Genomic DNA, 26,675 nt, shown 5'->3' with positions numbered 1-26,675 from the left:
TACCCCCGCATCCAACTGTGGCACGGCACCACCGACACCACCCTCGCCTACCCCAACTACGGCGAGGAGATCAAACAATGGACCAACCTCAACGGCCTCAGCCAAACCCCCGCCTACACCGACCACCCCCAGTCCACCTGGACCCGCACCCGATACGGCGGCACCGGCAACCAGGCCCCCGTCGAAGGAATCAGCATCAGCGGCGTCGGCCACCAACTCCCCATGACCGGCCAACTCGCCTACGCCATCACCTTCCTCGGCCTCGACGGAACCTCCACCAACCCCACCCCCACACCGACCCCCACGCCCACGCCCACGCCCACCCCGACTCCCACGCCGACTCCCACCCCGACGCCGACCCCCACGCCCACGCCCACTCCTACGCCCACGCCGAGCGGCGGACCGGGTGCCTGCCGCGTCAGCGACACGGTCAGCGCGTGGAACACCGGGCTGACGGAGAGCATCACCATCACCAACACCGGCTCCTCCGCCGTCAACGGCTGGTCGCTGGCCTTCACCCTTCCCGGCGGGCAGACGATCACCTCCGGATGGAACGCCACCTACACCCCCACCAGCGGCCAGGTCACGGCGAAGAACGTCGACTACAACGGCTCGCTGGCGCCCGGCGCCTCCACCACCATCGGCTTCCAGGCCACCCATACCGGTAACAGCGGCGCTCCCACCGCCTTCACCCTCAACGGCGCGACCTGCTCGGTTTCCTGAGCAAACCGGAGGCGTTCCCCGGACCCGGAAGGCGCAGGACGACCTGCGTCCCCCGGACTCCGGGGGACGCCTCCGGCGTCATCAGAGCGTCGCCGCCCGCCCTCCGGGGCCGCGGATGCCGTCGAGGACGAGCTGGAGATGGCGTCGCCAGTCGCGGTGGCCGCCCGGTTTGAAGTACATCGTCGAGATGACGCCGCTGGCCACGACGGTGAAGTCGGCCAGGGTGAGGTCGGCGCGCACCTGGCCGGAGGCCACGGCGCGGTCGATCACGCGGGTGACGGCCGCGGCGAACTCGGCCTTCTGCCGTCCGATGCGCTCCCATTCGAGGTCGTCGGAGCCCATCAGCGCCAGTTGGAAGGCCGCGTCGCCGTCGGCGGCCTCCAGGTAGCCGCGCAGCATCGCCTCGAAGGCGTCGCCGGGGTCGGTGATCTGCTCGGCGGCGCGCGCCAGGTCCGCCATGCCGTGGAACCGCTCTCCGACCATCGCGATGAGCAGCGCCTGCTTGTTGGGGAAGTGGCGGTAGAGGGTTCCCATGCCCAAGCCGGCGCGGGCCGCGATGTCCTCCATCTGGGCTTCGCGCCCGTGCCGGGCGAACAGCTCGCCGGCGGCGGCCATGATCCGCTCACGGTTGCGGCGCGCGTCGGCGCGCAGGGGTCGTTCGATCTCAGTCATCGCTCACACGTCTCGGTCGCCGCTTGACAACCGGAATCTTAGTTCCGTAACGTGCGTGGCGCTAACAGGAAGAGTAGTTCCGGTTCCGCTAAGCCCACAGCGAGGTCTGAGGTCTCATGATCGTCATAACCACTCCCACCGGCCAGATCGGCCGCGAGGTCCTCCAGAACATCCTGGACGGCCCAGAGCCGATCCGGGTCATCGCCCGCGACCCGTCCCGCCTCTCCCCCCAGGTGCGCGAACGCGTCGAGATCGTGCAGGGATCGGCGGACGACGCCGGCGTCGTCGACAAGGCGCTCACGGGCGCTGACACCGTGTTCTGGGTTCTCCCCCCGAACCCCCGCGCCGAGAGCCTCCCGGCCCACGTCCTGGACTTCGTCCGGCCGCTGTGCGACGCGATCGGCCGCCAGGGCGTCAAGCGGGTGATCGGCGTCTCCAGCCTGGGCCGCGGGACGGCGAGGAAGGCCGGGCAGATATCGGCGATCTTCGCCATGGACCATCTGGTCGAGAGCATGGGGGTGAGCTACCGCTCACTGTGCCCGCCGGGGTTCATGGAGAACATGCTCAGGCAGGTCGCGCCGATCAGGGACCGGGGCGTGTTCTCCCTCGCGATCTCCGGCGATCGCAGGGTCCCGATCTGCGCCACCCGCGACATCGCCGCAGTCGCGGCGGACCTGCTGCTCGACGGCTCCTGGACCGGGCAGGAGAGCGTGCCGATCCACGGCCCCGAGGACCTGTCCCACGACGACATGGCACAGATCATGTCCGAGGTGCTGCGACGCCCGATCCGCTACCAGCAGGTGACCGGCGAGGAGTACAAGGCCACCCTGATCCGGCACGGCGCGACCGAGGCGTGCGCCCAGGGCATCGTCGACATGTCCGCCGCGGTCGACCAGGGCCTCTACGACACCGACCCCCGCACCCGCCGGTCCACCAGCCCCACCACCTTCCGCCAATGGTGCGAGGACACCCTCAAGCCCGCCGTCCTCGCCTGAGACCCAAGGACGAATCCCCCCGGGCGGCGCACCCCGCGCCGCCCGAGGGTGTCGGGTCAGTCGCCGAGGAGGGCGTCGGTGAAGACCTCCGGGTCGAAGGGGGCGAGGTCGTCGGGGCCTTCGCCGAGGCCGACGAGCTTCACCGGGACGCCCAGCTCGCGCTGGACGGAGATCACGATGCCGCCCTTGGCCGTGCCGTCGAGCTTGGTCAGCACGATGCCGGTGATGTTGACCGCCTCGGCGAAGACCTGAGCCTGGCGCATGCCGTTCTGGCCGGTGGTGGCGTCGAGGACCAGCAGGACCTCGTCGACCGTGGCCTTCTTCTCGATGACGCGCTTGACCTTGCCGAGCTCGTCCATCAGGCCGGTCTTGGTGTGCAGGCGGCCCGCCGTGTCGACGATGACCGTGTCGACCTTGTCGTCGATGCCCTTGGACACCGCGTCGAAGGCGACGGAGGCAGGGTCGGCGCCCTCGTCCTTGCGGACGACCTCGGCGCCGACGCGCTCGCCCCAGGTCTGGAGCTGGTCGGCGGCGGCGGCCCGGAAGGTGTCGGCGGCGCCCAGCAGCACCTTGCGGCCGTCGCCGATCAGCGCGCGGGCGAGCTTGCCGGTGGTCGTGGTCTTGCCGGTGCCGTTGACCCCGACGACGAGCACGACCGCCGGCCGCTCACCGTGCGGGGCGGTGTGCAGCGTACGGTCCATGTCGGGGTTGATCAGGGCGAGGAGCTGCTCGCGCAGCAGGCTGCGCGCCTCGTCGTGGCTGCGCGAGCCGAGGACCTTGACCTTGGTGCGCAGCTCTTCGACCATCGTGCGCGTGGGGCTCACACCCACGTCGGCGGTGATGAGCGTGTCCTCGATCTCGTCCCAGACCTCGTCGTCCAGGCGGTCGCGCGACAGCAGCTCGAGCAGGCCCTTGCCGAGCGTGCTCTGCGAGCGGGCGAGCCTGGCCCGCAGCCGCACCATGCGGCCGGCGGACGGGGGCGGGATCTCGATGGCCGGCGCGGGCGGCGCGACGGGTTCGGCCGGCTTGACCGGCGGCGGGACGGTGGTCGTAAGGGTGTCGTCCTCGATGACACCGGTGGCCGGAGGCCGCCTCTCCTCCGGGATCGTCGGCGCCTCCGGCGGCGCGACGGGCGGAGCGTGCCTCTGGCTCGGGCGGAACAACAGGAACATCCCGCCCGCCGCGAGCAACGCGACGACGATGACGATCAGAATGATGCCGAGGTACCCATCCACAAGAAGTCAGTTTTCCAGACGGGCGGCCATGCTCACGCCCCGGCTTGCCCGCGCCGCGCCGGTTGCACCGATATGAAGCGTTCAACGCCCCTCATCCCCACCCCCTCCACGCGGCGCTCCCCATCCCTGCGCCCGCGCGCCCCCTCGACCTGGTCCCCGGGCCCACGACCAGGGACTACCCCGAAGGCATCGTCGCCTTTCACGTCCGCCAGCAGGCGAAAGACGATCGAAGCGCCGACGGCCAGGCTCACCGGCGCCCCTCGTGCATCGTCGCGCGGACGAAGTCGGGGTCGTAGGGCACGGGTTCATCTGCGGCGATCTTGGCCATCACCTCGTCTGGCGTTGGCGTGGCCGCTTCCTCGTTCAACGGTCAGGCCGGTTCGCGTTCGCGGAGGCGCTGGCTGACGACCTGGGTGACGCCGTCGCCGCGCATGCTGACGCCGTAAAGGGCGTCAGCGATCTCCATGGTGCGCTTCTGGTGGGTGATGACGATGAGCTGGGAGCTCTGCCGCAGCTCCTCGAACAGGGTGAGCAGCCGCTGGGTGTTGGTGTCGTCCAGGGCCGCCTCGACCTCGTCCATGACGTAGAACGGCGACGGCCGCGCCTTGAAGATCGAGATGAGGAACGCCACGGCGGTCAGCGAGCGCTCGCCGCCCGACAGCAGGGACAGTCGCTTGACCTTCTTGCCCGGCGGCCTGGCCTCGACGTCGACGCCGGTGGTCAGCATGTCGGAGGGGTCGGTCAGCAGCAGGCGCCCCTCGCCGCCGGGGAAGACCCGGGTGAAGATGGTCTCGAACTCGCGGGCGACGTCCTCGTAGGCGGCCGTGAAGACCTGCTCGACCCGCTCGTCGACCTCCTTGACCACGGTGAGCAGGTCGCGCCGGGTCTTGCGCAGGTCTTCGAGCTGGGAGTTGAGGAAGGCGTGCCGCTCCTCCAGCGCCGCGAACTCCTCCAGCGCCAGCGGGTTGACCTTGCCGAGCTGGGCCATCTGCCTGTCGGCGACGCGGGCGCGCTTCTCCTGCTCCTCGCGGACGTAGGGTACCGGCTCGCCGTCGCCGACCGGCACGGGCTGCTCGGGGCCGTACTCGGAGATCAGCGCGTCCATCTCGACGCCGTACTCCTCCATGGCGCGCTGCTCCATCTGCTCAAGGCGCAGCCGCTGCTCGGTGCGAGCCACCTCGTTGCCGTGAGCCCGGTTGACCAGCTTGTCCAGCTCGGACGCCAGCTCGCGCACCCGGACGCGCACCGCCTTGAGCTCGGCGTCGATCTCGCCGCGCGCCCGCTCGGCGTCCTCGCGCTCGTCGGCGGCCAGGGTCAGGGAGGTCTCCAGCACCCCGAGCGCGCGGGCCGCGCCCCGGACGACGGCCTCGGCCACCTGGGCCTGGGCGCGGCGGCGCTCGCGCAGCGCGGCGGCCCCGGCCCGCTCGTGGCGCTCGCGCTCGGCCGCTCTCATGAGCTGGTCGGCGCGGCCGGCGATGCCGCGGACGCGCTCCTCGGCCGTGCGGACGGTCAGGCGGGCCTCCATCTCGGCCTGCCGGGTGACGTCGCGGACCCCGGCCAGCTCGTCGCGGGTCTCGGTGGTCGGCTCCGCGGCCAGCTCGTCGGCGTACTCGGCCTCGGCCAGGCGCTCCTCCAGCTCGACGACGCCGGCGAGGTCGCGGTCGCGCGCCTGCTCGGCGGCGGCGACGCTGCGGGCCAGCCGGTCGCACTCGTCGCCGGCGGCCCTGGCGGCGGCGTCGAGCTGGGCCAGGCGCCTTGCCGCGAGGGCGACCCGCTGGTCGGCCTCGCGCTGCCTGGCCCGCACGCGGTCGAGCTCGCCCTGCGCGGCGTTCACGCCGGCCTGGGCGGTGTTGACGCCGGTCTGCGCCTGCGCGGCGCGCGCCTGGACGGCCTCCACGGCCTGCTGGGCGACGCGCTCGGCCTCGGCGGCGCGTTCGAGCTCGCCCGCGGCGCTCTCGGCGGTGGCGCGGGCCTGCTCGAGATCGGCGACGGCCTGGTCGAGGGCGGCGCGCACCTGGAGGGCCGAGCCCGCGCCGGCGCCCGAGCCGCCGTGCGCGAAGAACGCGCCCACCAGGTCGCCCGACCAGGTGACGGCCCGGACGTCGGGGCGCTGCTCGACGAGCTTCCTGGCCACTGGCACGTCCTCGACGACGACCACGCCGGCCAGCAGGCTCTCGACGGCGGGGCGGAAGGCGTCGGACACGCTCACCAGGTCGCAGACCCACTCGGCGTCCTCGACGGGCGCCGGCCTCGCCACGGCGGCATCTGAGGCGACGACCAGCGCCGCCCGGCCGGCGTCCTCGGCCCGCAGCAGTTCCACCGCGTCCACGACGGTGGACAGCGACTCCACCGCGACGGCCTCGGCGGCGGCGCCCAGCACGGCGGCCACGGCCACCTCGGCTCCCGGCCGCACGGTCATCATCGCGGCGAGCGGCCCGAGCACTCCGGACAGGCCGGCGGCCATCAGCGCCGCGCCGCCGTCGGCGCCCCCGGCGAGCCCCATGCGCAGGGCCTCCCCGCGGGCCTCCAGGGCGGCGATCGCCCGCTGGGCCTCCTGGTCGGCGGCCCGCGCCGCCCCGACGGCCGCGCGGGCCTCCGCCAGGGCCCTGCGCGGGGCCTCGGCGGCGGCCTTGGCCTCCTCGACGGCGGCTCGGGCCTCCTCCACCGCGGCCTTGGCCTCCTCGACGCCCTGCTGTGCGCGCGCCAGCTCGTCGGCGAGGGCGGGGTCGGCGGCGGGCTCGGCCTCCTGCTGCGCGTCGTGCTCCTCGCGGGCCCGCTCGCTCCTCTGACGGGCCTCCCCCAGGGCCTTGGCCAGGCGCCCGATCTCCTCCTCGGCGGCCCTGGCGCGGCCCCGCACGGCGGCCACCTCGCCGCGCAGCCTGGCCAGGCTCTCGCGGCGGTCGGCGGCCTCGCGCGCGGCGGCGGCCAGACGGCGCTCCTCGACGGCCAGAGCGCTCTCGGCCTCACCGCGCCGCCAGACGGCCTGTTCGAGGATCTCCTCGGCCTGCTCGAGCTCGGCCTTGAGCGCCTCCTCGCGCTCGCGGACCTCAGCGGCCTCGCGCTCGTACTCCTCGGGGTCACGCCCGCGCCGCTCGATGGAGGCGGCCTCGACGGCGTGGCGGTGCCGCTCGGCGGCCAGCGTCTCCACACTGTGGAAGCGCTCCTTGAGCGCGGCCAGGCGGTAGTAGGTCTCCTGGGCGACGGCGAGGCGCGGCTGGGCGGCGCTCTCGGCGGCCTCCAGCTCGGCCTCGCGGCCCTGCCCCTGTTCGAGGCCGGCCTCCACCTCGGCGCGCCTGGCGCGGACGGCGGCCTCGTCGGCGGCCTCCCGGTGGAGGTGGTCGCGCAGGCGGACGACGTCGTCGGCCAGCAGGCGCAGCCGTGCGTCGCGCAGGTCGGCCTGGATGACGGCGGCCTTGCGGGCGATCTCGGCCTGGCGGCCCAGCGGCTTGAGCTGGCGGCGCAGCTCGGCCGCGAGGTCCTGCACGCGGGTGAGGTTGGCCTGCATGGCGTCCAGCTTGCGCAGCGCCTTCTCTTTGCGCTTGCGGTGCTTCAGGACGCCCGCGGCCTCCTCGATGAACGCCCTGCGCTCCTCGGGGCCGGCGTGCAGGACGGTGTCGAGCTGGCCCTGGCCGACGATGACGTGCATCTCGCGGCCGATGCCGGAGTCCGACAGCAGCTCCTGGATGTCCAGCAGCCGGCAGGTGTCGCCGTTGATGGCGTACTCGCTCTGGCCGGAGCGGAACATCAGCCGGCTGATCGTGACCTCGGTGTAGTCGATCGGGAGGGCGCCGTCGGTGTTGTCGATGGTCAGCGTCACCTCGGCGCGCCCCAGCGGAGGCCGCGAGGAGGTGCCGGCGAAGATGACGTCCTCCATCTTGCCGCCGCGCAGGGACTTGGCGCTGTGCTCGCCCATGACCCAGGCGAGGGCGTCCACGACGTTGGACTTGCCCGACCCGTTGGGGCCGACGACGGCGGTGATGCCGGGCTCGAACTTCAGGGCGGTGGCGGAGGCGAAGGACTTGAAGCCGCGCAGCGTGAGGTTCTTGAGATACACGCGCGCCGACCTCCCCGTTCCGCTCGGGGACCGCCTGCCTGCCTCCCGGGTCCCTTCCGCTCTTCGGGGCACACTACCGGCTCGGGACGCCCTCGGGTGTGCTCACCGGGTATGCGGCCTGCAACGGAGCACGCGGAACGGGCGCGCGCAGCGCCGAGCCGGGCGAGTGCCGGACCGGGCCAGTGCCGGGCCAGTGCCGGGCCGGTGCCGGGCGCGCGGGGACGCCGGACCGGGCGGGGCCGGCCGCCGGAGGTGTGCGGCCGGGCGAGGCCGGCCACGCGAAGGCCGGAAAATGACAAGGGACGCCTTTGCGGGGCGTCCCTGACAGTGTGTTGCCGTCCGTACCGAACCTCAGGTGAGGGCCGGCTCGCGATCTTGCAGGCGAGAGAACGCCTCATCTCGCGACTGGGCCGCGAGAGCGTCGTTCTGGGCCTGGAGCCTTGTGAGCTCTGCCTCCAGATCCCGGATTCGCTGCTGGAGACGGCGCATTTCCGAGACCATTCGAGGGTCGAGACCGCCGACGTGGCCGAGTAGAGCCTTCGCCATGGTTAAGGGTCCTCCACGCTGAGTGACCAAACTGGTTCGCGCACTTCTTGCCGCGGGAGGGGTGCGCGTGTTTCCTATCAAGAGTCGCACCGGCAATGGAGGCGGTCAAGTTGAACGCTCTCCATGAATGCGCCAATGGGCACTCCCGACATGTAAATATACCGCATTTAGGGGGTTTAAGGGAAGCGCCTACCGCTCCACGAATCCACCAAAACCCCCGCGAACCGGTGACCAGCGCTCCACCACGGTATCTACCCGCCCCGGGGTGTCACCACCCCTGAGCAGGGCGAGAAGCTTCTCACAGGCCTCGCGCGGCCCCTCGGCGACGACCTCGACCCTGCCGTCGGCCAGGTTCGACGCCGACCCGACCAACCCCAGCTCAAGAGCCCGGGACCGCGTCCACCAGCGGAAACCCACCCCCTGCACGCGACCGCGCACCCATGCGTTGAGACGGATGTCACTTGCGCCGGGCGCGGCGTCCCCGCTCATGTCGCCACCCGGGGTTGACAACGGGGGCAACTGTAGGAGGACCTGTTCATGAAAGCCTCCCGGACGACCGGTGCGCCACAGCGGGGGCACGGCTCGCCCTCCCGGCCGTACACGTTGAGTGACCGGTCGAAGTAGCCGCTCTCGCCGTTGACGTTGACGTACAGGCTATCGAAGGACGTGCCGCCCTGGCCGAGGGCCTCGGTCATCACCGCGCGCGCCGCCGCCAGCAGCTCTGCGACCTTGCGCCGGCTCAGCGACCGCGTGGGCACGCCGCCGTGCAGCCCCGCACGCCACAGCGCCTCGTCGGCGTAGATGTTGCCCACCCCGCTGATCAGCGACTGGTCCAGCAGCGCCCGCTTGACCTCGGTCTGCCGGGTGGCGAGCCGCATGGCGAACATCTCCTCGTCGAACGCCTCCTCCAGCGGATCGGGCGCGATGTGCGCGATCGGCTCGGGGACCGGCCGCTCCAGCGGCAGCAGAGGAGCCACCAGCACGTGGCCGAAGGTGCGCTGGTCGACGAACCTCAGCTCGGGGCCGCCGTCGGAGAACCCCAGGCGCACCCGCAGGTGCTTCTCCAGCGGCGAGCCCGGGTCGACCACCAGCAGCTGGCCGCTCATGCCCAGGTGCGCCAGCAGCGCCTCGGACGCGCCATGCCGGGCCTCTCCCGCCGGACCGGCTTGAGGAGGATCCGCTCCGGCGTCTCCACTGTCCTGCGGGAGATCCGCAGAGCCGCCCACCGGGGCCTCGGAGCCGTTCAGCGCCTCGGCCAGGGGCAGCCACAGGTATTTGCCCCGCCGCTCTGCCGAGACCAGCGTGCGGCCCGCCAGCCGCCCGGCGAACTCGGCAGAACCGGGAGCGTGCCTGCGGATCGCGCGAGGATGCAGGACCTCGGCGAAGGCGATCGTGCGCCCGGCGACCCAGCGTTCCAGCCCGCGCCGGACGACCTCGACTTCCGGCAGCTCCGGCATGGGTCAGCTGGCCTTCTTGTCCCGGGCGTCGGCGGCCGCGCGTATGGCGTTCCAGGCGGCCTCCGCGGCCTGCTGCTCGGCCTCCTTCTTGCTGCGCCCCGCGCCCGACCCGTACTCCTGGCCGCCGACCTTGACGATCGCGGTGAACGACTTGGCGTGGTCGGGCCCGCTCTCGTCCACGTGGTACTCGGGCACGCCCAGCATCTCGGCGGCGGTGAGCTCCTGCAGGGAGGTCTTCCAGTCGAGGCCCGCGCCCAGCGAGGCCGACCGCTTGATCAGCGGGTCGAACAGCAGGTGGACCACACGGAACGCCTCGTCCAGCCCCTTGTCGACGTAGACGGCGCCGATGAGCGCCTCGAGGGTGTCGGCGAGGATCGAGGACTTGTCGCGCCCGCCGGTGCCCTCCTCACCCCGGCCGAGCCGGGTGAACCGGCCGAGGTCCAGGGCGCGCGCGACGTCGGCGAGGGCGCGCATGTTGACCACGGCCGCCCGCAGCTTGGCGAGCTGGCCCTCAGGAAGATCGGGATGCCCCCGGAACAGGGTGTCGGTGACCACCAGGCCCAGCACCGAGTCGCCGAGGAACTCAAGGCGCTCGTTGGTGGGCAGGCCACCGTTCTCGTACGCGTAGGAGCGGTGCGTCAGCGCCCGCTCAAGAAGCTGCTCGTCCAGCTTGACGTCCAGGACGCGCTCGAGCTCGTCCCTGGCGATCTCTACCGGTATGGGCTTCCCACCTGCGGCCACGTCTCCTCCTCGGACGGTGTCTCTCTGGCCGTCACGCAGCACGTCACGACCATGGTCGCGATGGCGGATGGAACGCGGGTGCCCGAAAACGTGGTGGACGCCGGGAGATTGCGGCGGCCCCGGCGCCCACCACGGCCGCGGGCGAACCGCCACCGCACGCCTTTGAACGGTGGACGGTCGTCCCGGCCGGATGCGGGGCATCCGGCCGGCTCACCGGCCACCGCAGGCGTGATCAGGCCGACGGCTCGATGACCTGTCGGCGGTTGTAGGTGCCGCAGGTCGGGCATGCCACGTGCGGCAGCTTCGGCGACCGGCACTGGTTGCAGCTCACGAGCGCCGGCGCGGCGGTCTTCCACTGCGCGCGGCGGGAGCGGGTGTTGCTCCGCGACATCTTCCGCTTGGGGACGGCCACGTCAACCCTCCTGGGTCTTGTTGTTCTCGATGTTCAGGCCCTGCAACGCCGCCCAGCGGGCGTCGGTCTTATCGTGCCGGTGGTCTGGGCCGGCTTCCGCCAGCTTGACCCCACACTCCACGCAGAGACCGGGGCAGTCTTCACCACAGACCGGGCTCAACGGCAGTGCGAGCACCACCGCGTCGCGGAACGTCGGCTCGAGATCGAGGAGTTCACCGTCGAGGAGTGAGTCGTCCTCGGCGGCGTCTTCCGCCGAGTAGAAGAAGAGCTCCTGGAAGCCGACCTCGATCTGCGAGGTCAACGGATCCAGGCACCGCGAGCACTCGCCGGTGAGCGGGGCTCGCGCCGTGCCCGTGACGAGCACGCCTTCCATCACTGCCTCGAGCCGGATGTCCAGCTCGATCTCGGCGTCCACGGGGACGCCGATCATGCCGACGGTGAGATTCGCCGGAGCCGGGAGGGAACGGGAAATCTCGCGCATGGACCCCGGCCGTCGTCCCAGATCATGGGTCGAAATCACCCAGGGGGCCCGGGGGTCGAGGCTATGCAGCGTCTTCCTGCTCTCTTGAGGCATGGCGAATCACCGCCGTCGTACAAGGCCGATGAGAAAGAATACCAGCACTCAGCCGCGGAGCCGTTCGACCAGCATCCGGTGCACCAGATCCGGCACGAGCCCCGAGACGTCCCCACCGTACCGGGCGATCTCCTTCAGCCTGCTCGACGACAGGAAGGAGTACTCGGGGTTGGTCGACATGAACAGCGTCTCGACGCCCGACATGCGGTAGTTGAGCTGGGCCATCTGCAGTTCGTAGTCGAAGTCGCTGACCGCGCGCAGGCCCTTGACGATCGTCGGGATGCCCTGCTGCTTGCAGAAGTCGACCAGCAGCCCGTAAAACTTCTCGACCCGCACGTTGCCGTACTCGCGGGTCACCTCCTCGAGCGTCGCGATGCGCTCGTCCACGGTGAACAGGCTCTTCTTCTCGACGTTGATCAGCACGGCGACGACGACCTCGTCATACAACCGGGACGTCCGGCCGATGATGTCGAGATGGCCGTTGGTGACGGGGTCGAACGACCCCGGACAGACGACGCGACGCAAGGCGTACCCCCAGTTTCACTGGTTCCCGGCGGCGCGACCGTACCAAACGGACGCTTCGCCATAGCGACGGACCCTCTCCTCGCTGAATCCCGAGGGCCAGACCAGGTCCTTCCCCCGGGACTCGCGCTCCACCGCGACCAGGGCGTCCGAAGCCAGCCAGCCGTTGTCGCGCAGCCGTTCGAGCACCTCGGCGACGGCCTCGTCCTTCACCGCGTACGGAGGGTCGGCGAACACGAAGTCGTACGGCTCGGCGCACGGGAGCGCCACGACGCGCTCGACCCGGTCGCCGGTCACGACCGCCCCGGGCAGGCCCAGCGCGGCGATGTTCTCCCTGATGGTGCGCACGGCCTTGGCGTCGGACTCCACCAGCAGCGCGTGTGAGGCTCCCCGCGACAGCGCCTCCAGGCCCACCGCCCCGGACCCGGCGTACAGGTCGAGCACGCGGGCGCCGTCCAGCGGGCCGAGCAGGGAGCCGACGGTGGAGAACAGCCCCTCCCTGGCACGGTCGCTCGTCGGGCGGGTACCACGGCCGGGGGGCACGGCGATGCGGCGCCCGCCGGCGGTTCCTGCGATGACTCGGGTCACCCGCCCATTCTCGCCGCAGCCCGAGCCACCCCCGCACCGGCGGGGACACGCGGTACGCCCCCCGCCCATGGGGACCACGGGTACGCCCACGGCCACCGGGGGCCACGGACGCCCACACCCGCGGAGCCACGGGACGTCACACGCCCGCCGGGACACGAGATGGGGCCCCCGGACGGCCCGGGGCTCAAGGTCAAGAGTGGCCAAGTGTCGTCGACGAATGCGCAAGGGTCGTTCCGCACGGCGGCCTGAGCCCACATGATGAGTTCTGCGGCCTTCATGGTGACCCAGGGGAAGGCCGACCGGCGTGATCGTGAGCCCTTCCGCGCGCCGGTGCCCTCGGCACCTGACCCGAGGGTGGGCCCAGCCGGGGACGGCATTCGGGGGGAGGCCGTCCCAAGGCTGGGCCCTGGGTCATTTTTCGTGTCGCTGTGTTGCTTGGCCTCGCTCCGCTCCGGCGGGCTCGGGGCGCCTTTGAGGCGGCGTCCTTCGTCGTCGTTCACGAGCGCTCGTACCTCGCACTCGCTCTCTCCTCCTCAGAACACCGCCGCGCCCCGAGCTGTGCTTCTTTGCCTCGCTCCGCTCCGGCGGGCTCGGGGCGCCTTTGAGGCGGCGCCCTTCGTCGTCGTTCACGAGCGCTCGTACCTCGCACTCGCTCTCTCCTCCTCAGAACACCGCCGCGCCCCGAGCGGGTCCTTGTGGCCGAGCCGCTGGGAATCGCTGGCGGGCTCCGGGCGGCCTTCGTCGTCGGGGTGGGGGGCGACCTAGGCCTTTTCGAGGTATTCGGCGCGGTCGTCGCCGAGGAGGCGGTCGATCTCGGCGCGGAGGGCCGGGTGGGCGGTCAGGTCGGGATCGGCGGACAGCAGCAGCCCGGCCTCCTCGCGGGCGTCCCTGATGACGTCCTCGTCGCGCAGCAGTCGCAGCATCTTCAGCGACGATTTGCGCCCGGACTGGGCCGCGCCCAGCACATCGCCCTCGCGCCGCTGCTCCAGGTCGACCCGGGACAGTTCGAACCCGTCGAGCGTGGCGGCGACCGCGTCGAGCCGCTCGCGGGCCGGGGTGCCCGCCGGGAAGTCGGTCACCAGCAGGCACAGGCCGGGCAGGCCGCCCCGGCCCACGCGCCCGCGCAGCTGGTGGAGCTGCGACACGCCGAACCGGTCGGCGTCCATGATCACCATGACGGAGGCGTTGGGGACGTCCACGCCGACCTCGATCACCGTGGTGGCCACCAGGACATCGACCTCGCCGCGCGTGAAGGCGCGCATCACGGCGTCCTTGTCCTCGGGAGGCAGGCGCCCGTGGAGCACCTCGACGCGCAGGCCGGCCAGCGGCCCGCCGGCCAGCAGCGGGGCGACCTCCATGACGGCCAGCGGCGGGCGGCGCTCGCCGTTCCCCTCCCCCGCCTCGGCGGCCTCGCTCAGCTCGGCGAGGTCACCGGGCTCGGCCAGGTCGCTCAGATCGCCCTCGTCGCCCTCCTGGTCGCCGATGCGGGGACAGACGATGTAGGCCTGGCGGCCCAGGCCGACCTCCTCGCGGATGCGCTCCCAGGTGCGTTCGAGGAAGTGGGGCTTGTCGGCCGCGGGGACGACGTGCGTGGTGATCGGGGCCCGGCCGGAGGGCAGCTGGGTGAGCGTCGAGACCTCCAGGTCGCCGAACACCGTCATGGCCACCGTGCGCGGGATCGGGGTGGCGGTCATCACCAGGACGTGCGGCCGTCCGCCGCCGGCCTTCTCGCGCAACGCGTCGCGCTGCTCGACGCCGAAGCGGTGCTGCTCGTCCACGACGACCAGGCCGAGGTCGGCGAACTGGACGTGCTCCTGGAGCAGGGCATGGGTGCCCACGACGACGCCCGCCGCGCCGGACGCGGCCTCCAGCAGGGCGGCGCGGCGGCCCGCCGCGCCCATGGAGCCGGTGAGCAGCGTCACCGCCGTGCCGCCGAACATGCCGCCGGTGCCGAGGTCGCCGAGCATGCGGACGATGGAGCGGTGGTGCTGCTGCGCCAGCACCTCGGTGGGGGCGAGCAACGCCGCCTGGCCGCCGGCGTCGACCACCTGGAGCATCGCCCGCAGCGCCACGACGGTCTTGCCCGCGCCCACCTCGCCCTGGAGCAGACGGTGCATCGGGTGCGCCAGCGCCAGCTCGGCCGCGATCTCTTCGCCGACGGCGACCTGGCCCTCGGTGAGCTGGAAGGGCAGCCGGCCGTCGAAGTCGGCGAGCAACCCGTCATCCCTGCGGGGCCGGGGGGTGGCGGGCCACGCGGCGGCTGCCTGGCGGCGCTGGGCGAGCACGGCCTGCAGCATGAACGCCTCGTCGAACTTGAGCCTCTTGCGCGCCCTCGCCACGTCGCCCTGGTCGCGCGGCCGGTGGACGGCCTCCAGCGCCTCGGCCAGACCCGGCAGCCGGTGGCGGGCGCGCAGGTCGTCGGGCAGCGGATCGGGGATCGGGCCCAGCGTGTCGAGCACGACGCCGATCGCCCTGCGGATCACCCACGAGGTGATGCCGCCCGCCGCCGGGTAGATCGGCACCGGCGCGGCGGCGAACTCGGCCGCCGAGGACGACGAGGACTCGACCTCCTCGAACGGCTCGAACTCGGGATTGCTGAGCTGCCACTTGGCCCGCTCGCCGTGCCCGAACCGCCCCACCTTGCCGGAGAACATGGCGCGGGTGCCGGGCTTGAGCCGGGTCTCCACCACGTGGGACATCTTGCCGAAGAAGGACAGATAGATCTTGTTGCGCCGCCCGTCGACGACCTCGACCTCCAGCCAGGTGCCCGACCGGTTGCGCATCGGCTTTCGCATGAGGCGGGAGACCTCGCCGACCACCGTGACGTGCTCGTCGACCTCCAGGGCGTCGAGCGCGGTGAGCTCGCCCCGCTCGGCGTAGCGCCGGGGGTAGTGGCGCAGGAGCTCGCCGACCGTGGTGATGTTGAGCGAGCCCTCGAGCGGCTTGGCCGTCTTTGGATCGAGCGCCTTGATGAGCGGCTCGTCGAAACGCGTCACGTCAACCAGTTGTACCGCTCCCGGCCGACAAGAACCCCCGCGACGGCTCCGCTCGACGCCGTACGCGCGGCGCGGCGCCCGTCGGCTCGGCCTGGTCGCCCGGGGCGCCACGGTCGGGGCGGGCGGGCACGGGGGCGCCGCGCACGCCGGCCCGGCGGCCTACTCGACGCCGATGAGCAGCGGGTAGCCGCCCTGGCCGCCCTCGTGGACGACCGTCTCCAGGTCCGGCCGGGCCGAGGCCAGGTGCTCACGGACGGCCCGCGCGGGCCGATCGCCGTCCGCCCCCAGGATGAGCGTCACCAGCTCGCTGGCGGCCGACAGCATGCGGGAGGCGGTCGTGACGGCGACGGCCTCGACGTCGGAACCGATCAGGGCCACGTCGCCGTCGATCACGCCGAGCACGTCGCCCGGACGGCACAGGCCGGCGCTGGTCATGGCCTCGCGGTCGGCCACCCAGACGTGCCCGTGGCGGGCGTGGCCGGCGCTGTCGGTCATCGCCACCACGTCGTCGTCGAAGCGCCGCAGCGGGTCGTGGACGGCCAGGGCCGCGAGCCCCTGGACGGTCGCCTTGGTGGGCAGCACGCTGACGACCACGCCCTCCTCGCGGGCGATCGCCGCCGCGCCCATGGCCACCGCGTTCACGCCGGTGTCGTTCGGCAGCACCGCGACCTCGGTGCCGGCCTGCCGGATCGCGTCCAGTACGGCCCCGAGCGCGGGACTCGAGCCGGGCTCGCGGCGCACCACCACGGCTCCGGCCCGCTCGAACAGGCGCGCGATGCCGTCGCCCGCCGCGACGGCCACCACGCCGCGCCCCTGGCCGCGCCGGGGGGCGTGCGCCGCGGCCTCCAGGTAGGCGATCTTGACGCGGTGCGGCCGCCCGGCCCGCATCCCCGCCTCGACGGCCGCCCCGGCGTCGTCCACGTGGACGTGCACGTTCCACAGGCCGTCCCCGCCGACGACCACCAGCGAGTCGCCGAGGCGGTCGAGCTCCTCGCGCAGCGCGGCGACGGCGGCCTCGTCCGCGTCCAGGAGGAACATCACCTCGTAGCCGAACTCCTCGACGTGCCCGTGCTCGCCCGGCCCCACAGGGGTGAACCGCGCGGCCGGCGCGGGCACCTCGTACCGGCCGACATAGGAGTCGGTGATCACGGCGGCCAGGCTCTCCAGGACGACGGTCATCCCGGCGGCGCCCGCGTCGACCACCCCGTTGCGGGACAGCACGTCGAGCTGCTCGGTGGTGCGGCCGAGGGCGGCGCGCGCGGCGGACGCGGCGCTCCTGGCGACCTCCGCCAGCTCGCCGGCGGCGTCCAGGCCGTCCGCCGCCTCCGCCGCCTCCTCCGCCTCCTGCGCGGCGCGGGCCGCCGCGCTCAGCACGCTCAGCACGGTGCCCTCCACCGGGCGCGCCACCGCGCTCCTGGCCAGCTCGGCCGCCCTGGCCAGCGCCTCGCGCAGGTCGCGGCCGACGCCCTTGGCGGGCTTGAGCACCTCGGCCATGCCGCGCAGGGCCTGGCTGACGATCACCCCCGAGTTCCCCCGCGCGCCGATGAGCGCGCCGTGCGCCAGCGTGCCCCAGGTGGCCTCGGCGTCCGCGTCGTGCGGCAGCCCGTCGAGCGCCTCGGCCGCCGACAGCATCGTCAGGTGCAGGTTCGTCCCGGTGTCGCCGTCGGGGACAGGGAAGACGTTCAGCGCGTCGATCTCGGCGCGGACCCTGCCGAGCGCCTCGGCGCACAACCCGGCCCAGCGGCGCACCGCGGCGGGGTCGAGGATCCGCAGCGACTCCCCGGCGTCGGCGGGCTGCGAAGGCATGGGGGGCTCCCTCCTGCGCGCGGCGAATCGACCCCGCGCGGCACGTCGCACGGTGGTTCGCGCGCACGGGACCGCGCCGGCTCCGATGATGCGCTACGGTTGGTGATACGAGATTATCCCCGTTCGCCCGCCCCTCCGTTTGGTGAGCACCGGGCGACATCGGATACCCTCGTGTGGCCAGCCGGTAGTCCCGGCATGCCCGACCGCCGCTTCTACCTCGGTTTCGGGCCTATTGACTGATCTAAGGAGCGATGACCGTGGCTTCCGTCTGCGACGTTTGCGGCAAGGGGCCGACTTTCGGCAACAACATCTCGCACTCGCACCGCCGCACCCGCCGCCGCTGGAACCCCAACATCCAGCGTGTGCGCGCCATGGTCGGTAGCACGCCGAAGCGGCTGAACGTGTGCACCTCCTGCATCAAGGCGGGCAAGATCGCCCGCTAGCACCGGCTTCGATGGCCCGCCACCCACCATGGGTGGCGGGCCATCGCCGTTCCCGCACTCCCTCGACCAGCGCCCCTGCTGCTGCGACGCGCCTGACAAGGTCCAGCCGGGCGGCGCCCCCTGTGCCTGCCGGCGCGCACGGGCGCGTCCCCGCTACCCGAGGCCAGCTGTTCGACGCCGCCCTGTGCCTGCGGGCGCGTCCTGCGGGGTGCACTACGGGCGCGTCCTGAGACGGTCAGGCGAGTGAGCAGACGCTCCTGAGCCCGCCGGCGTGTCCCGAGGCGGTTCTGGGCGGGCGTGCAGGCGCCCCTACGCCCCAGGTGCACCCTGAGAAGGTCAAAGGCAGTGAGCAGCGGCCGTCTATGTCGGCAGGCGCGTGTTGGGAGCCTCAACGGAGCGGCCAAGCGCCGCGTGTGTCCCGGCGGGCAAGTTCTCAGCCGGATCAGACCCGTGCGCCCCCGCGCCAGCGCCAGGCGTGGTCGACGGGGCCGATGCCCGCGCCCAGGGGGAACCCGTGAGCGATCGCGCCGGTGACGTACTCCTTCGCCTTGGCCACCGCACCGGGGACGTCCTCCCCCAGCGCCAGGTGGGAGGCGATGGCGGAGGCCAGCGTGCATCCGGTGCCGTGGGTGTGCCGGTTGTCGAGCCGCTCGGCCGAGAAGCGGTGCTCGGAGACGCCGTCGGTGAGCAGGTCGACCGGCCGGCCGGGCAAATGGCCGCCCTTGATCAGCGCCCAGGCGGGCCCGAGGGCCAGCACCGCCTCGGCGGCCGGCCGCAGGTCGTCCTCGTCCTCGACCTTGAACGAGGTGAGCTGCTCGACCTCCCACAGGTTCGGCGTCACCACGGTCGCCACCGGCAGCAGGCGCGAGGTCACCGTGTGGACCGCCTCGGGGGCGAGCAGCGGGTCGCCGTGCTTGGACACGCCGACGGGGTCCACGACCACGGGGACCTCCACGCCGGCGAGCACCTCGGCGACCACCTCGACCAGTCGCGGGGAGGCGAGCATGCCCGTTTTGACGGCCTGCGCGCCGATGTCGCCGAGCACCGAGTCGAGCTGCGCGCGCACCGCCTCGGGCGGCAGTTCCCAGTAGCCCTGCACGCCGAGGGAGTTCTGCGCGGTCACCGCCGCGATCACGCTCATGCCGTGGACGCCCAGCGCCAGCATGGTCTTCAGGTCGGCCTGGATGCCGGCGCCTCCGCCCGAGTCGGAGCCGGCGACCGTGAGCACGCGGGGAGGAGTCACGCGTCCATCAAACCAAACTCCCCCTCCGTCCCGGGGCCAGGAGGGGCCACTATGCCGCTGGGAGCCCGCTGGAGGGGGGAGAGGAGGTGGCTTACTGGAGGGAGATTTCGGGGGCGACCTCGGAGGAGAAGGCGTCGTCGGTGCGGAGGCGGCAGCTGCCTCCGGTGAGCTGGCAGGTCTCCGGGGAGGCGGAGTCGCCGTCGGCGGTGAACGACACCACGACCGTCTCGCCCTCGCCCAGCGTCGCGGCCGAGGACAGCACCAGGAGGTCGCCCTTCTGCGTCCATTCCGCCCCGTCGGCGCCGGTCACCTCGCCGCCGACCGGCACACGGACACTCCAGCCGTCCAGCGCGGCCCCGGTGTTGGTGATCGTCAACCGGCCGGTGTACCCGGCGGGCGTCACCGCCGACACGCCGAAGTCGACGGCCACCCGGCCCGGCGCGACCAACGGGTCGGCGTCATCGGCCTCAGGCGTCGCTTCGGGCGAGGTGGTGATGTCGGTTTCCTCGGGGTCCGGCGTGGGGTCCGCGGTGTCCTCCTGCGGGCTCGGCCTCCCGGTGGGGGTCGTCCGGGTGCGCTCCGGCGTCGGCCGAGCCGAGGGCTGCGGCGTCCGGTGGGCGGGCGGACGGCTCGCGCCGGAGGTGGGCGCGGAGGAGCGGCGGGACGACGAACTGGGCGACCCGGCGCTGGGGGAAGCGGACGCCTCGTCGGAGGGGGCGCCGGTGTCGGGCGTCTCGGTGTCGCTGGGCGGGGTGTCCTGCCGCTGTGGCTTGCCGGGGGCGATGGCCGCGCAGACCTGGCCCTTGGGGCAGTCCGGCGGCCGGACCAGGTCCACCTGGCCGGAGGACAGCTTGACGCCGATCACGGCGGTCGTGATGGCGGTGACCACGGCCACGGCCGACAGCGCCGCGAGGCGCCCCCGCCGGGCCTTCGGACGGTCCTCGCCGTCCTGGCCGCGCCGCCGGCCGCGCCTGCGGCCTCCGCCGTCGTGCGGACCTTCGGTGGCGGGGCCGCCGGGACGCTCGTCACCGCCCGGCGCCAGCCCGACCCGCAGGACGTCATCCTCCGAACGCGGCCCCGGTCCCATACGCGGAGAGTCGCCTTCCGAGCTCGGCCCCGGGCCGACGCGCGAAAGGTCGTCCTCCGACCTCGGCCACGGGCCGACGCGGGGAAAGTCGTCCTCGGAGCCGGCCCCGGGACCGGCCCTCAGGCCGTCGCCGGAACCGGCCGGGTAGCCGGCACGCAGCGTGTCCCCGCCGGCGGCGGACCAGGGCGACATCCGCGCCAGGTCCTCCCCGAAACCAGAGCGAGGCCCCCCGGCCGGCACGTCCTCACCGGGAAGCGGCCCAGGGACCACCCTCGGCATGTCCCCGGCGGGCGGCGGCGCGTGGGCCGTTCGCGGCGCGTCCTCGGCGGGACCGGCCGATTCCGGCTCGTCGCCCCAGGCGGTCGGCCAGGCGGGGGTGGGCACGGCGTCCCACGCACTGGACCTCGGCGGCTCGGCCTCCACGCCCGCACCCGCGGACGGCGACTCCGGCCACGCCGAAGGGCCAGGAGACGGCGACTCCGGCCACGCCGAGGGGCTCGCGGACGAGGGCTCCGGCCACACCGTGGCCCCTGTGGACGGCGGCTCGGACCACGCCGAGGGAACAGAAGACGGCGACTCCTGCCACGCCGAGGGGCCCGCGGAGGAGGGCTCGGACCAGGCGGAGGGGCTAGGGAACGAGGGTTCCGGCCACACCGTGGCCCCTGTGGACGGCGGCCCGGACCAGGCCGAAGGAACCGGAGACGGTGGCTCAGGCCACGCCGAAGGGCCAGGGGACGGCGAGTCCGGCCACGCCGGGGCGCCCGTGGGCGGGGGTTCGGACCAGGTTGGGGTGCCAGGGCCCGGGGAGACCCCTGAGGCCGGTGGGGGCCAGGCGGGAGAGTCAGGGCCAGGGGAGGCGCCGGAGGCCGGTGTGGGCCAGGCGGGGGCGTTGGGGTCGTCGTCGGGCCAGGCGGCGGGGGCCAGCCATTCCTCGGTTCCCCGGTCGTCGTCGCGCCGGCCCGAGGCTCCGCGCTCGTCCGCCCCGTCGGGGTCGGACCCTCGGCCTCGCGATGACGTGTGGCGTCCCCGTCCCATGAAGCGCCTTCCTCCTAGAAACCACAGCGCGTCACTTCATAACACCTTCAACACGTCTTTGTCACAATTTTCACGTTAATCACGGAAGTGATCCCAGCCACTCCTCTGCCCCACCCGCCCTCTGACCTGCACGCCTTCCCCCTCCGCCGCCCGCCCGATGACCTTCCACTCAGCGGGCAGCGAGACGTCCGGCGGGAACGCGGCGACCAGCGCGTGGTCCTCGCCCCCGGTCAGCACCCACTCCACCGGGTCCTGGCCGAGCTCGGCGGCGGCGTCGGCGAGCAGTGCGGGGACGGGCAGGGAGGCGGGGTCCACCTCGATGCGCACCCGGCTGGCAGAGGCGATGTGCCCGAGGTCCTGCACCAGCCCGTCGCTGACGTCGGCCATGGCGGTGGCGCCGAGAACGGCCGCCCGCGGCCCGCACGCGTACGGCGGCCTGGGACGCCGGTGGGCGTCGGCCAGTTCGGGGAAGGCGTCGTCGGCGCGGCCCGCCAGCAGCAGCGCGAGCCCGGCCGCGGCGTGGCCGAGCCGCCCCGCCACGGCCACCACGTCGCCGGGACGCGCTCCGGAGCGGGTCACCGGGGCACGTCCGCCGAGGTCGCCGAGTGCGGTGACCCCCAGCACAACAAGATCGGACCTGGCGATGTCGCCGCCCGCCACGCTCGCGCCGACCAGCGCGCACTCCTCGCCGAAGCCGTCGGTGAGGCCGTCCACCCAGTCGGTCGCGGTGTCCCCGGGCATCCCGAGGCCCACCACCAGGGCGGTGGGATCGGCGCCCATGGCCACGACGTCGGCGAGGTTCTGCGCCGCCGCCTTGCGCCCGATGTCGTACGCACTGGACCAATCGCGACGGAAGTGCCTACCCTCGAGTAGGAGATCCGTCGTCACAACCACCCGTCCATCAGGGGCGCGGACCACCGCGGCGTCGTCCCCAGGACCGAGCAATACCGCCGGAAATTGTGGCAAACGTCCGGCAATACGGGCAATGATCCCAAATTCGCCAAGATCTGCGGCTGTGATAGCACACCTCCAGGTCTGTTGCATGTACGGTTGCGATTCGGACTGATCGAGTAACGGCACTGAAACAAACCAGCTTCGCCCCCGCGGGAGGACGTGATGGTGCAGGCCTACATCCTTATCCAGACAGAAGTCGGCAAGGCCGCCGCGGTCGCAAGCGCGATCGCGGGCATCCAGGGTGTGACACGCGCCGAGGACGTCACCGGCCCGTACGACGTGATCGTCCGCGCCGAGGCCAACAACGTGGACGAACTAGGCAAGCTGGTCGTCGCGCAGATTCAGGCCGTCGAGGGGATCACGCGTACCCTTACTTGTCCGATCGTGCACATCTGAGCGTCGAGGTCTTCGGGGGGAGCCATGGGGCGGGCCGTCGTGGCCGCGTCGTGCCTGGCGGCGCTGTCCCTGACCGCCGGCTGCAGCGCGGCGGTCAGGGTGCAGCCTCCGGCCCCCCAGGGTGCGACGGCGGCCGCCTGCGCGTCCCTGGACGACCGGCTCCCCCGCACGCTCGACGGCGCGGAGCGCGTCCCGTCCGAACCCCCTTCGCCGTACGTGGCGGTGTGGGGCTCGGGCGAGATCGCGCTGCGCTGCGGCGTGCCGCGCCCCGCCGCGCTCGATCCCACCGAGCAGGTTCCCGAGATCAACGGCGTGCCCTGGTACGCCGACCCGGCCAGGCCGTCGCTGTTCACGGCCCTGGTCCACGGCGACTACGTCGAGCTGACGATCTCCTCCAGGCACCAGGCCGCGGCCGTGCTCGTCGACCTGGCCGCCCCGATCAAGACGGCGTTCCCCGGCCACTGAAACCCGCGGCCGGCCCCGACGCCCGCCGCGACTCGCGCGCCGACGCCCACCGCGACCCGCGCGCCGACGCCCGCCACGACTCGCACGCCGACGCCCGACGTCCCTGACCGGAGCGGCCGCCGCGGGCGGGCCGACGGCCCTTCCGCCCGCGATGACGCGCTCCAGCCGTTCCACCCGCGGCGACCCCCTCCGGCGGCTCAGCGCAGGCCGACGGGGCGGTGCAGCGCGAGCTGGATCAGATGGTCCACCAGCTCGGCGTAGGAGAGACCCGTGGCCGCCCACAGCTGGGGCGCCACCGACATGGCCGTGAAGCCCGGCATCGTGTTGATCTCGTTGAGGATCAGATGCCCCGTCGGCGTGTAGAAGAAGTCCACGCGCGACAGCCCTTCGCACCCGAGCGCCTCGAACGCCCGTACGGCCATCGCCCGAAGCTCCTCCGCGACCGCCTCGGGGATGTCGGCCGGCACGCTGAGCGCCATGTCCGACCCGATGTACTTGGCCGAGAAGTCGAAGAACTCGTGCGACTCTTCCACCAGCACCTCGCCGGGCAGGCTCGCCCGCGGCGGCTCGTCGCCCGGCCACTCCAGCACCGCGCACTCGATCTCGCGACCCTCGATCGCCGCCTCGACCAGGACCTTCGGGTCGTGCTCACGGGCCAGCTCCACGGCCCGCTCCAGATCCTGCACGTCGTCCACCCGGGTGATGCCCTGGCTGGACCCGGCCCGGGAGGGCTTGACGAAGACCGGCATGCCGAGGGCTTCGACGTCCTTGAGCACTCGGTCGCGGTCCAGGCGCCAGTCGCGGTCGCGCACGACGACGTACGGCCCGACGGGCAGGCCGGCCGAGGCCAGCAAAGCCTTCATGTACGCCTTGTCCATGCCCACGGCACTGGCCAGCACCCCCGAGCCGACGTAGCGCACGCCGGCCATCTCCAGCAGGCCCTGGATGGTGCCGTCCTCGCCGAACGGGCCGTGCAGCATCGGGAAGACGACGTCCACCTGTCCCAGCGAGGCCGGGATCGTCCCGGCGTCCAGCGCCACGAGGGGACCGCCTCCGGACGGCAGCGCGAGCGCCGTGCCGGCCGGGTCCACGCTGGGCAGTTCCTCGCCCTCGATCTCGAACCGCTGGTCGTCGGTCGCCAGCACCCACCGCCCGTCCGGCGAGATGCCGATGGGCACGACGTCGTACTTCGACCGGTCGATGGCCGAAAGGACACTGCCCGCGCCCATGAGCGACACCGCGTGCTCGGAGTTTCGGCCCCCGAAGACCACCGCCACCCGTACGCGCGGCCGGGATTGCTGCTGCTCGTTCATGATGCCCGAATCTACCTTGCGTCACTGTCGTCCCTGCTTGTCAGGTGCGCGGCGCGTCGTCCCATGACGCCCGCCGACGGACCGGAATGGTCAGGCGCGGGTGGCGGTGTTCGAGCGCAGGGCGTCGAGCGCCTCGGTGACGTCGGCGATGAGGTCCTCGGCGTCCTCCAGGCCGATGGAGAAGCGCACGGCCCCCGCGTCGACGCCCGAGCCGGCCCGGGCGGGCTCGTCGAGGCGGCGGTGGGTCGTGGAAGCCACGTGGGCGACCTTGGTCTCGGCGCCGCCGATCGAGGCGGCGATGCGCGGCAGCCGCACGGTGTCGGCCAGCATGACCCCGGCCTCGTAACCGCCGTTCGGGACGACGGTGACGCACGCCCCGTACCTGGTGCCCTCGGGGCCGGCGTCGAAGAGCTGGCGGGCGAGCTGGTGGCCCGGGTGGCCGGCCAGGCCGGGGTAGTCGACGCGGCGCACCGCCGGGTGCTTGGCGACGGCCGCGGCGAAGACCATCGCGGTGGCGCACATGCGGCGCACCCGCAGCGTCAGCGTCGCCAGGCCCCGGCGCAGCAGGAACGCCTCGTCGGGGGCCAGGGCTCCGCCGGTGTCGATGCGCACCTCGCGGATCTGCGCGATCAGGTCGGGACGCCCCACGACCGCGCCGCCCGTGGCGTCGTCGTGCCCGCCGATGTACTTGGTGGCCGAGTGGACGACCAGGTCGGCGCCGTGTTCCAGGGGCCGGCAGACCACGGGGGTGGCGAAGGTCGAGTCGACGACCAGCAGCGCGCCGGCGTCCCGGGCGATGCGGTAGAGCCCGCGGATGTCGGCGACCGCCATCGTCGGGTTGCTCAGCGTCTCGGCGTAGATGATCTTCGTGGTGCGGCGCACGGCGGCGTGGACGCGGCGCAGGTCGGCGTAGTCCACGAAGTCGACCGACACGCCGAACCGCGACAGCACGTTCGACAGCAGCGAGTAGGTGCCGCCGTAGACGTGGGCGGGCGCGACGACGTGCGCGCCGGCCCGCAGGAACGTCATCAGCACCCCGCTGACGGCCGCCATGCCCGACGCGAACGCCTGCCCGGCGACGTCCTCGGGGGCCGCGGCGCCCTCCAGCGCGGCGATGCCCGAGGCGAACGCCGCCACGGTGGGATTGTCGACGCGGCTGTAGGCGAACCCCGGCGCCCGGTCGCCGAGCACGTCGGCGTACTCGGCGGAGCCCTCGAAGCTCCACGCGGAGGTGCGCCAGACGGGCAGCCCGATGGGGAGCTGGCGGGAGGCCGGGACCGGTGGCAGGTGGACGGCCCGGCTGTTCTCGCCGAGCCTCCTGCGCATGCGTCGGGAGGAAGTCACACGCCGTACCGTTCGGGCTTGGGAGTCCGTGACATCAGCAGCATCGCGGCCTCGCTCGGGGTCATTCCGTCATGGACGACGCCCACCACGACCTCGGTGATCGGCATCTCCACGTCGTGCTTCCTCGCCAGGTCGAGGACCGACTCGCAGGACTTGACCCCCTCGGCGGTCTGCCTGGTGGCCGCGATGGTCTCGGCCATGGTCATGCCCCGGCCGAGATTCTCGCCGAAGGTGCGGTTCCTCGACAACGGGGAGGTGCAGGTGGCGACGAGGTCTCCCATGCCGGCGAGGCCGGCGAAGGTGTGCGGGTCGGCGCCGAGCGCCGCGCCGAGCCGGGAGATCTCCGCCAGGCCGCGGGTCATCAGCATCGCCCGGACGTTGTCGCCGAGCCCCATGCCGGCGGCCACGCCCACCGCGAGCGCGATGACGTTCTTGACCGCGCCGCCGAGCTCGACCCCGACCACGTCGGTGTTGGTGTAGGCGCGGAACCACGGCAGGTGGCAGGCCTCCTGCAGCCGCGCGGCCACCTCGTCGTCGACGCTGGCCACCACGGTCGCGGCCGGCTCGTGCCTGATCAGCTCGCCCACCAGGTTGGGCCCGGAGACCACCGCGACCCGCTCGGCGGGGACGCCCGCGACCTCGCAGATGACCTCGCTCATCCGCCGCGAGGTGCGCAGCTCGATGCCCTTCATCAGGCTGACGAGCACCGCGTGCGAGGGGATGTGCGGGCTCCACTGGGCCAGGTTGCCGCGCAACGTCTGGGAGGGCACCGCGAGCACGACGAAGTCTGCCCCCTCCATGGCCTCGACCGGGTCGGTGGTCGCGCGCACCGTCGCGGGAAGCCGCACGCCGGGGAGGTACTCGGGGTTCTCGCGCCTGCGGTCGATGGACTCGACCACCTCGGCCCGCCGTCCCCACAGGGTCGTCGGCGTGCCGGCCTCCGCCAGGATCATCGCGAAGGTCGTCCCCCACGAACCGGTTCCGAAAACGACGGCCTTGGTCATCTGCTCACCGTACGCCCACTCCGCGGCACATGGCCGTCTCTGACGGTCACCGCCGGATCGTTCACTGTCA

At 72.9% G+C, this 26,675-nt stretch carries 24 protein-coding genes; 5 read left to right on the top strand and 19 right to left on the bottom strand.

Annotated elements, in window-relative coordinates:
- Positions 1-723, top strand: a 723-nt coding sequence (locus ABZU32_RS23175; protein ID WP_354924947.1) for a cellulose-binding domain-containing protein, incomplete at its 5' end; no start/stop codon positions are given.
- 81 nt (positions 724-804) lie between these two features.
- Here the strand turns inward: ABZU32_RS23175 and ABZU32_RS23170 are convergent.
- The gene (locus ABZU32_RS23170; RefSeq protein WP_354924945.1) at positions 805-1,395 is read right to left on the bottom strand and encodes a helix-turn-helix domain-containing protein; all 591 of its coding nucleotides are present in this window, start codon (positions 1,393-1,395) and stop codon (positions 805-807) included.
- 116 nt (positions 1,396-1,511) lie between these two features.
- On the opposite strand from ABZU32_RS23170, the gene ABZU32_RS23165 reads away from it, so the two are divergent.
- Entirely contained in the window at positions 1,512-2,390 is an 879-nt protein-coding gene (locus tag ABZU32_RS23165; protein WP_354924943.1) for an NmrA family NAD(P)-binding protein, read from the top strand.
- Positions 2,391-2,446: 56 nt separating this feature from the next.
- On the opposite strand, the gene ftsY is transcribed toward ABZU32_RS23165, so the two are convergent.
- From ftsY to ABZU32_RS23105, 12 genes are all read right to left on the bottom strand, one after another.
- Positions 2,447-3,625 (bottom strand): signal recognition particle-docking protein FtsY, encoded by a 1,179-nt coding sequence (ftsY, locus tag ABZU32_RS23160; RefSeq protein WP_354924941.1) that lies wholly within the window; start codon positions 3,623-3,625, stop codon positions 2,447-2,449.
- 370 nt (positions 3,626-3,995) lie between these two features.
- The gene (gene smc / locus ABZU32_RS23155) at positions 3,996-7,679 is read right to left on the bottom strand and encodes a chromosome segregation protein SMC (RefSeq protein WP_354924939.1); all 3,684 of its coding nucleotides are present in this window, start codon (positions 7,677-7,679) and stop codon (positions 3,996-3,998) included.
- 351 nt (positions 7,680-8,030) lie between these two features.
- Complete coding sequence (locus tag ABZU32_RS23150; protein WP_248958190.1) at positions 8,031-8,225, bottom strand: hypothetical protein; 195 nt, start codon at positions 8,223-8,225, stop codon at positions 8,031-8,033.
- 189 nt (positions 8,226-8,414) lie between these two features.
- The gene (locus tag ABZU32_RS23145; RefSeq protein WP_354847509.1) at positions 8,415-8,714 is read right to left on the bottom strand and encodes an acylphosphatase; all 300 of its coding nucleotides are present in this window, start codon (positions 8,712-8,714) and stop codon (positions 8,415-8,417) included.
- The gene (mutM, locus tag ABZU32_RS23140; RefSeq protein WP_354924937.1) at positions 8,711-9,682 is read right to left on the bottom strand and encodes a bifunctional DNA-formamidopyrimidine glycosylase/DNA-(apurinic or apyrimidinic site) lyase; all 972 of its coding nucleotides are present in this window, start codon (positions 9,680-9,682) and stop codon (positions 8,711-8,713) included. Before mutM ends, ABZU32_RS23145 begins: the two co-directional genes overlap by 4 nt.
- A gap of 3 nt (positions 9,683-9,685) precedes the next feature.
- A complete protein-coding gene (rnc, locus tag ABZU32_RS23135; protein ID WP_354847549.1) occupies positions 9,686-10,402 on the bottom strand; it encodes a ribonuclease III in 717 nt (238 codons plus the stop codon).
- A gap of 253 nt (positions 10,403-10,655) precedes the next feature.
- On the bottom strand, positions 10,656-10,835 hold the full coding sequence (rpmF, locus tag ABZU32_RS23130) for a 50S ribosomal protein L32 (RefSeq protein ID WP_189161846.1): 180 nt from the start codon (positions 10,833-10,835) through the stop codon (positions 10,656-10,658).
- Position 10,836: 1 nt separating this feature from the next.
- Entirely contained in the window at positions 10,837-11,409 is a 573-nt protein-coding gene (locus ABZU32_RS23125) for a YceD family protein (RefSeq protein WP_354924935.1), read from the bottom strand.
- A gap of 48 nt (positions 11,410-11,457) precedes the next feature.
- Positions 11,458-11,934: a pantetheine-phosphate adenylyltransferase gene (gene coaD, locus ABZU32_RS23120; RefSeq protein ID WP_354847500.1), complete on the bottom strand. Its 477-nt coding sequence runs from the start codon at positions 11,932-11,934 to the stop codon at positions 11,458-11,460.
- A 15-nt stretch (positions 11,935-11,949) separates the two neighbouring features.
- Positions 11,950-12,519, bottom strand: a complete 570-nt coding sequence (rsmD, locus tag ABZU32_RS23115; RefSeq protein ID WP_354924934.1) for a 16S rRNA (guanine(966)-N(2))-methyltransferase RsmD — start codon at positions 12,517-12,519, stop codon at positions 11,950-11,952.
- A gap of 761 nt (positions 12,520-13,280) precedes the next feature.
- Positions 13,281-15,515 carry an ATP-dependent DNA helicase RecG gene (recG, locus tag ABZU32_RS23110; RefSeq protein WP_354924932.1) on the bottom strand — a complete coding sequence of 745 codons (2,235 nt, stop codon included), beginning with the start codon at positions 15,513-15,515 and terminating at the stop codon, positions 13,281-13,283.
- Between the two features lie 159 nt (positions 15,516-15,674).
- Entirely contained in the window at positions 15,675-17,321 is a 1,647-nt protein-coding gene (locus ABZU32_RS23105; protein ID WP_354924930.1) for a DAK2 domain-containing protein, read from the bottom strand.
- A gap of 257 nt (positions 17,322-17,578) precedes the next feature.
- Here ABZU32_RS23105 and rpmB point away from each other — a divergent pair, with 257 nt between their 5' ends.
- Complete coding sequence (gene rpmB, locus ABZU32_RS23100; protein WP_354847547.1) at positions 17,579-17,764, top strand: 50S ribosomal protein L28; 186 nt, start codon at positions 17,579-17,581, stop codon at positions 17,762-17,764.
- Between the two features lie 442 nt (positions 17,765-18,206).
- Here the strand turns inward: rpmB and thiD are convergent, their stop codons facing one another.
- From thiD to ABZU32_RS23085, 3 genes are all read right to left on the bottom strand, one after another.
- Positions 18,207-19,007, bottom strand: coding sequence for a bifunctional hydroxymethylpyrimidine kinase/phosphomethylpyrimidine kinase (gene thiD / locus ABZU32_RS23095; protein ID WP_354924928.1), 801 nt, complete (start codon positions 19,005-19,007; stop codon positions 18,207-18,209).
- A gap of 91 nt (positions 19,008-19,098) precedes the next feature.
- On the bottom strand, positions 19,099-20,286 hold the full coding sequence (locus ABZU32_RS23090; RefSeq protein ID WP_354924926.1) for a cellulose binding domain-containing protein: 1,188 nt from the start codon (positions 20,284-20,286) through the stop codon (positions 19,099-19,101).
- A 918-nt stretch (positions 20,287-21,204) separates the two neighbouring features.
- Complete coding sequence (locus ABZU32_RS23085; protein ID WP_354924924.1) at positions 21,205-22,173, bottom strand: thiamine-phosphate kinase; 969 nt, start codon at positions 22,171-22,173, stop codon at positions 21,205-21,207.
- Positions 22,174-22,245: 72 nt separating this feature from the next.
- On the opposite strand from ABZU32_RS23085, the gene ABZU32_RS23080 reads away from it, so the two are divergent.
- Both ABZU32_RS23080 and ABZU32_RS23075 read left to right on the top strand, forming a co-directional pair.
- Entirely contained in the window at positions 22,246-22,479 is a 234-nt protein-coding gene (locus ABZU32_RS23080; protein WP_354847479.1) for an Lrp/AsnC ligand binding domain-containing protein, read from the top strand.
- A 24-nt stretch (positions 22,480-22,503) separates the two neighbouring features.
- Positions 22,504-22,944, top strand: coding sequence for a DUF3515 family protein (locus tag ABZU32_RS23075; RefSeq protein ID WP_354924922.1), 441 nt, complete (start codon positions 22,504-22,506; stop codon positions 22,942-22,944).
- Between the two features lie 197 nt (positions 22,945-23,141).
- Here the strand turns inward: ABZU32_RS23075 and ABZU32_RS23070 are convergent, their stop codons facing one another.
- The 3 genes from ABZU32_RS23070 to ABZU32_RS23060 form a co-directional block, all read right to left on the bottom strand.
- Entirely contained in the window at positions 23,142-24,257 is a 1,116-nt protein-coding gene (locus ABZU32_RS23070; RefSeq protein ID WP_354924920.1) for a D-alanine--D-alanine ligase family protein, read from the bottom strand.
- Positions 24,258-24,347: 90 nt separating this feature from the next.
- Complete coding sequence (locus ABZU32_RS23065) at positions 24,348-25,583, bottom strand: aminotransferase class I/II-fold pyridoxal phosphate-dependent enzyme (RefSeq protein WP_354847544.1); 1,236 nt, start codon at positions 25,581-25,583, stop codon at positions 24,348-24,350.
- 14 nt (positions 25,584-25,597) lie between these two features.
- Positions 25,598-26,605, bottom strand: a complete 1,008-nt coding sequence (locus tag ABZU32_RS23060; protein ID WP_354847470.1) for an NAD(P)H-dependent glycerol-3-phosphate dehydrogenase — start codon at positions 26,603-26,605, stop codon at positions 25,598-25,600.
- Positions 26,606-26,675: the final 70 nt, after the last annotated feature.

Source organism: Sphaerisporangium sp. NPDC005288 (assembly GCF_040607475.1).
Classification (GTDB): Bacteria; Actinomycetota; Actinomycetes; order Streptosporangiales; family Streptosporangiaceae; genus Sphaerisporangium; species Sphaerisporangium rhizosphaerae.
Note: the sequence above shows the minus strand (reverse complement) of the source record. Positions and strands in the feature narration are given on the sequence as shown.

What these genes read in the sequence shown, in the direction of transcription:
- ABZU32_RS23170 (WP_354924945.1), bottom strand. Translation starts at nt 1,395, where the DNA reads ATGACTGAGATCGAACGACCCCTGCGCGCCGACGCGCGCCGCAACCGT.
- ABZU32_RS23165 (WP_354924943.1), top strand. Translation starts at nt 1,512, where the DNA reads ATGATCGTCATAACCACTCCCACCGGCCAGATCGGCCGCGAGGTCCTC.
- ABZU32_RS23150 (WP_248958190.1), bottom strand. Translation starts at nt 8,225, where the DNA reads ATGGCGAAGGCTCTACTCGGCCACGTCGGCGGTCTCGACCCTCGAATG.
- ABZU32_RS23145 (WP_354847509.1), bottom strand. Translation starts at nt 8,714, where the DNA reads ATGAGCGGGGACGCCGCGCCCGGCGCAAGTGACATCCGTCTCAACGCA.
- mutM (WP_354924937.1), bottom strand. Translation starts at nt 9,682, where the DNA reads ATGCCGGAGCTGCCGGAAGTCGAGGTCGTCCGGCGCGGGCTGGAACGC.
- ABZU32_RS23125 (WP_354924935.1), bottom strand. Translation starts at nt 11,409, where the DNA reads ATGCCTCAAGAGAGCAGGAAGACGCTGCATAGCCTCGACCCCCGGGCC.
- ABZU32_RS23105 (WP_354924930.1), bottom strand. Translation starts at nt 17,321, where the DNA reads ATGCCTTCGCAGCCCGCCGACGCCGGGGAGTCGCTGCGGATCCTCGAC.
- ABZU32_RS23090 (WP_354924926.1), bottom strand. Translation starts at nt 20,286, where the DNA reads ATGTCGCCCTGGTCCGCCGCCGGCGGGGACACGCTGCGTGCCGGCTAC.
- ABZU32_RS23085 (WP_354924924.1), bottom strand. Translation starts at nt 22,173, where the DNA reads ATGCAACAGACCTGGAGGTGTGCTATCACAGCCGCAGATCTTGGCGAA.
- ABZU32_RS23080 (WP_354847479.1), top strand. Translation starts at nt 22,246, where the DNA reads ATGGTGCAGGCCTACATCCTTATCCAGACAGAAGTCGGCAAGGCCGCC.
- ABZU32_RS23075 (WP_354924922.1), top strand. Translation starts at nt 22,504, where the DNA reads ATGGGGCGGGCCGTCGTGGCCGCGTCGTGCCTGGCGGCGCTGTCCCTG.
- ABZU32_RS23070 (WP_354924920.1), bottom strand. Translation starts at nt 24,257, where the DNA reads ATGAACGAGCAGCAGCAATCCCGGCCGCGCGTACGGGTGGCGGTGGTC.
- ABZU32_RS23065 (WP_354847544.1), bottom strand. Translation starts at nt 25,583, where the DNA reads ATGCGCAGGAGGCTCGGCGAGAACAGCCGGGCCGTCCACCTGCCACCG.
- ABZU32_RS23060 (WP_354847470.1), bottom strand. Translation starts at nt 26,605, where the DNA reads ATGACCAAGGCCGTCGTTTTCGGAACCGGTTCGTGGGGGACGACCTTC.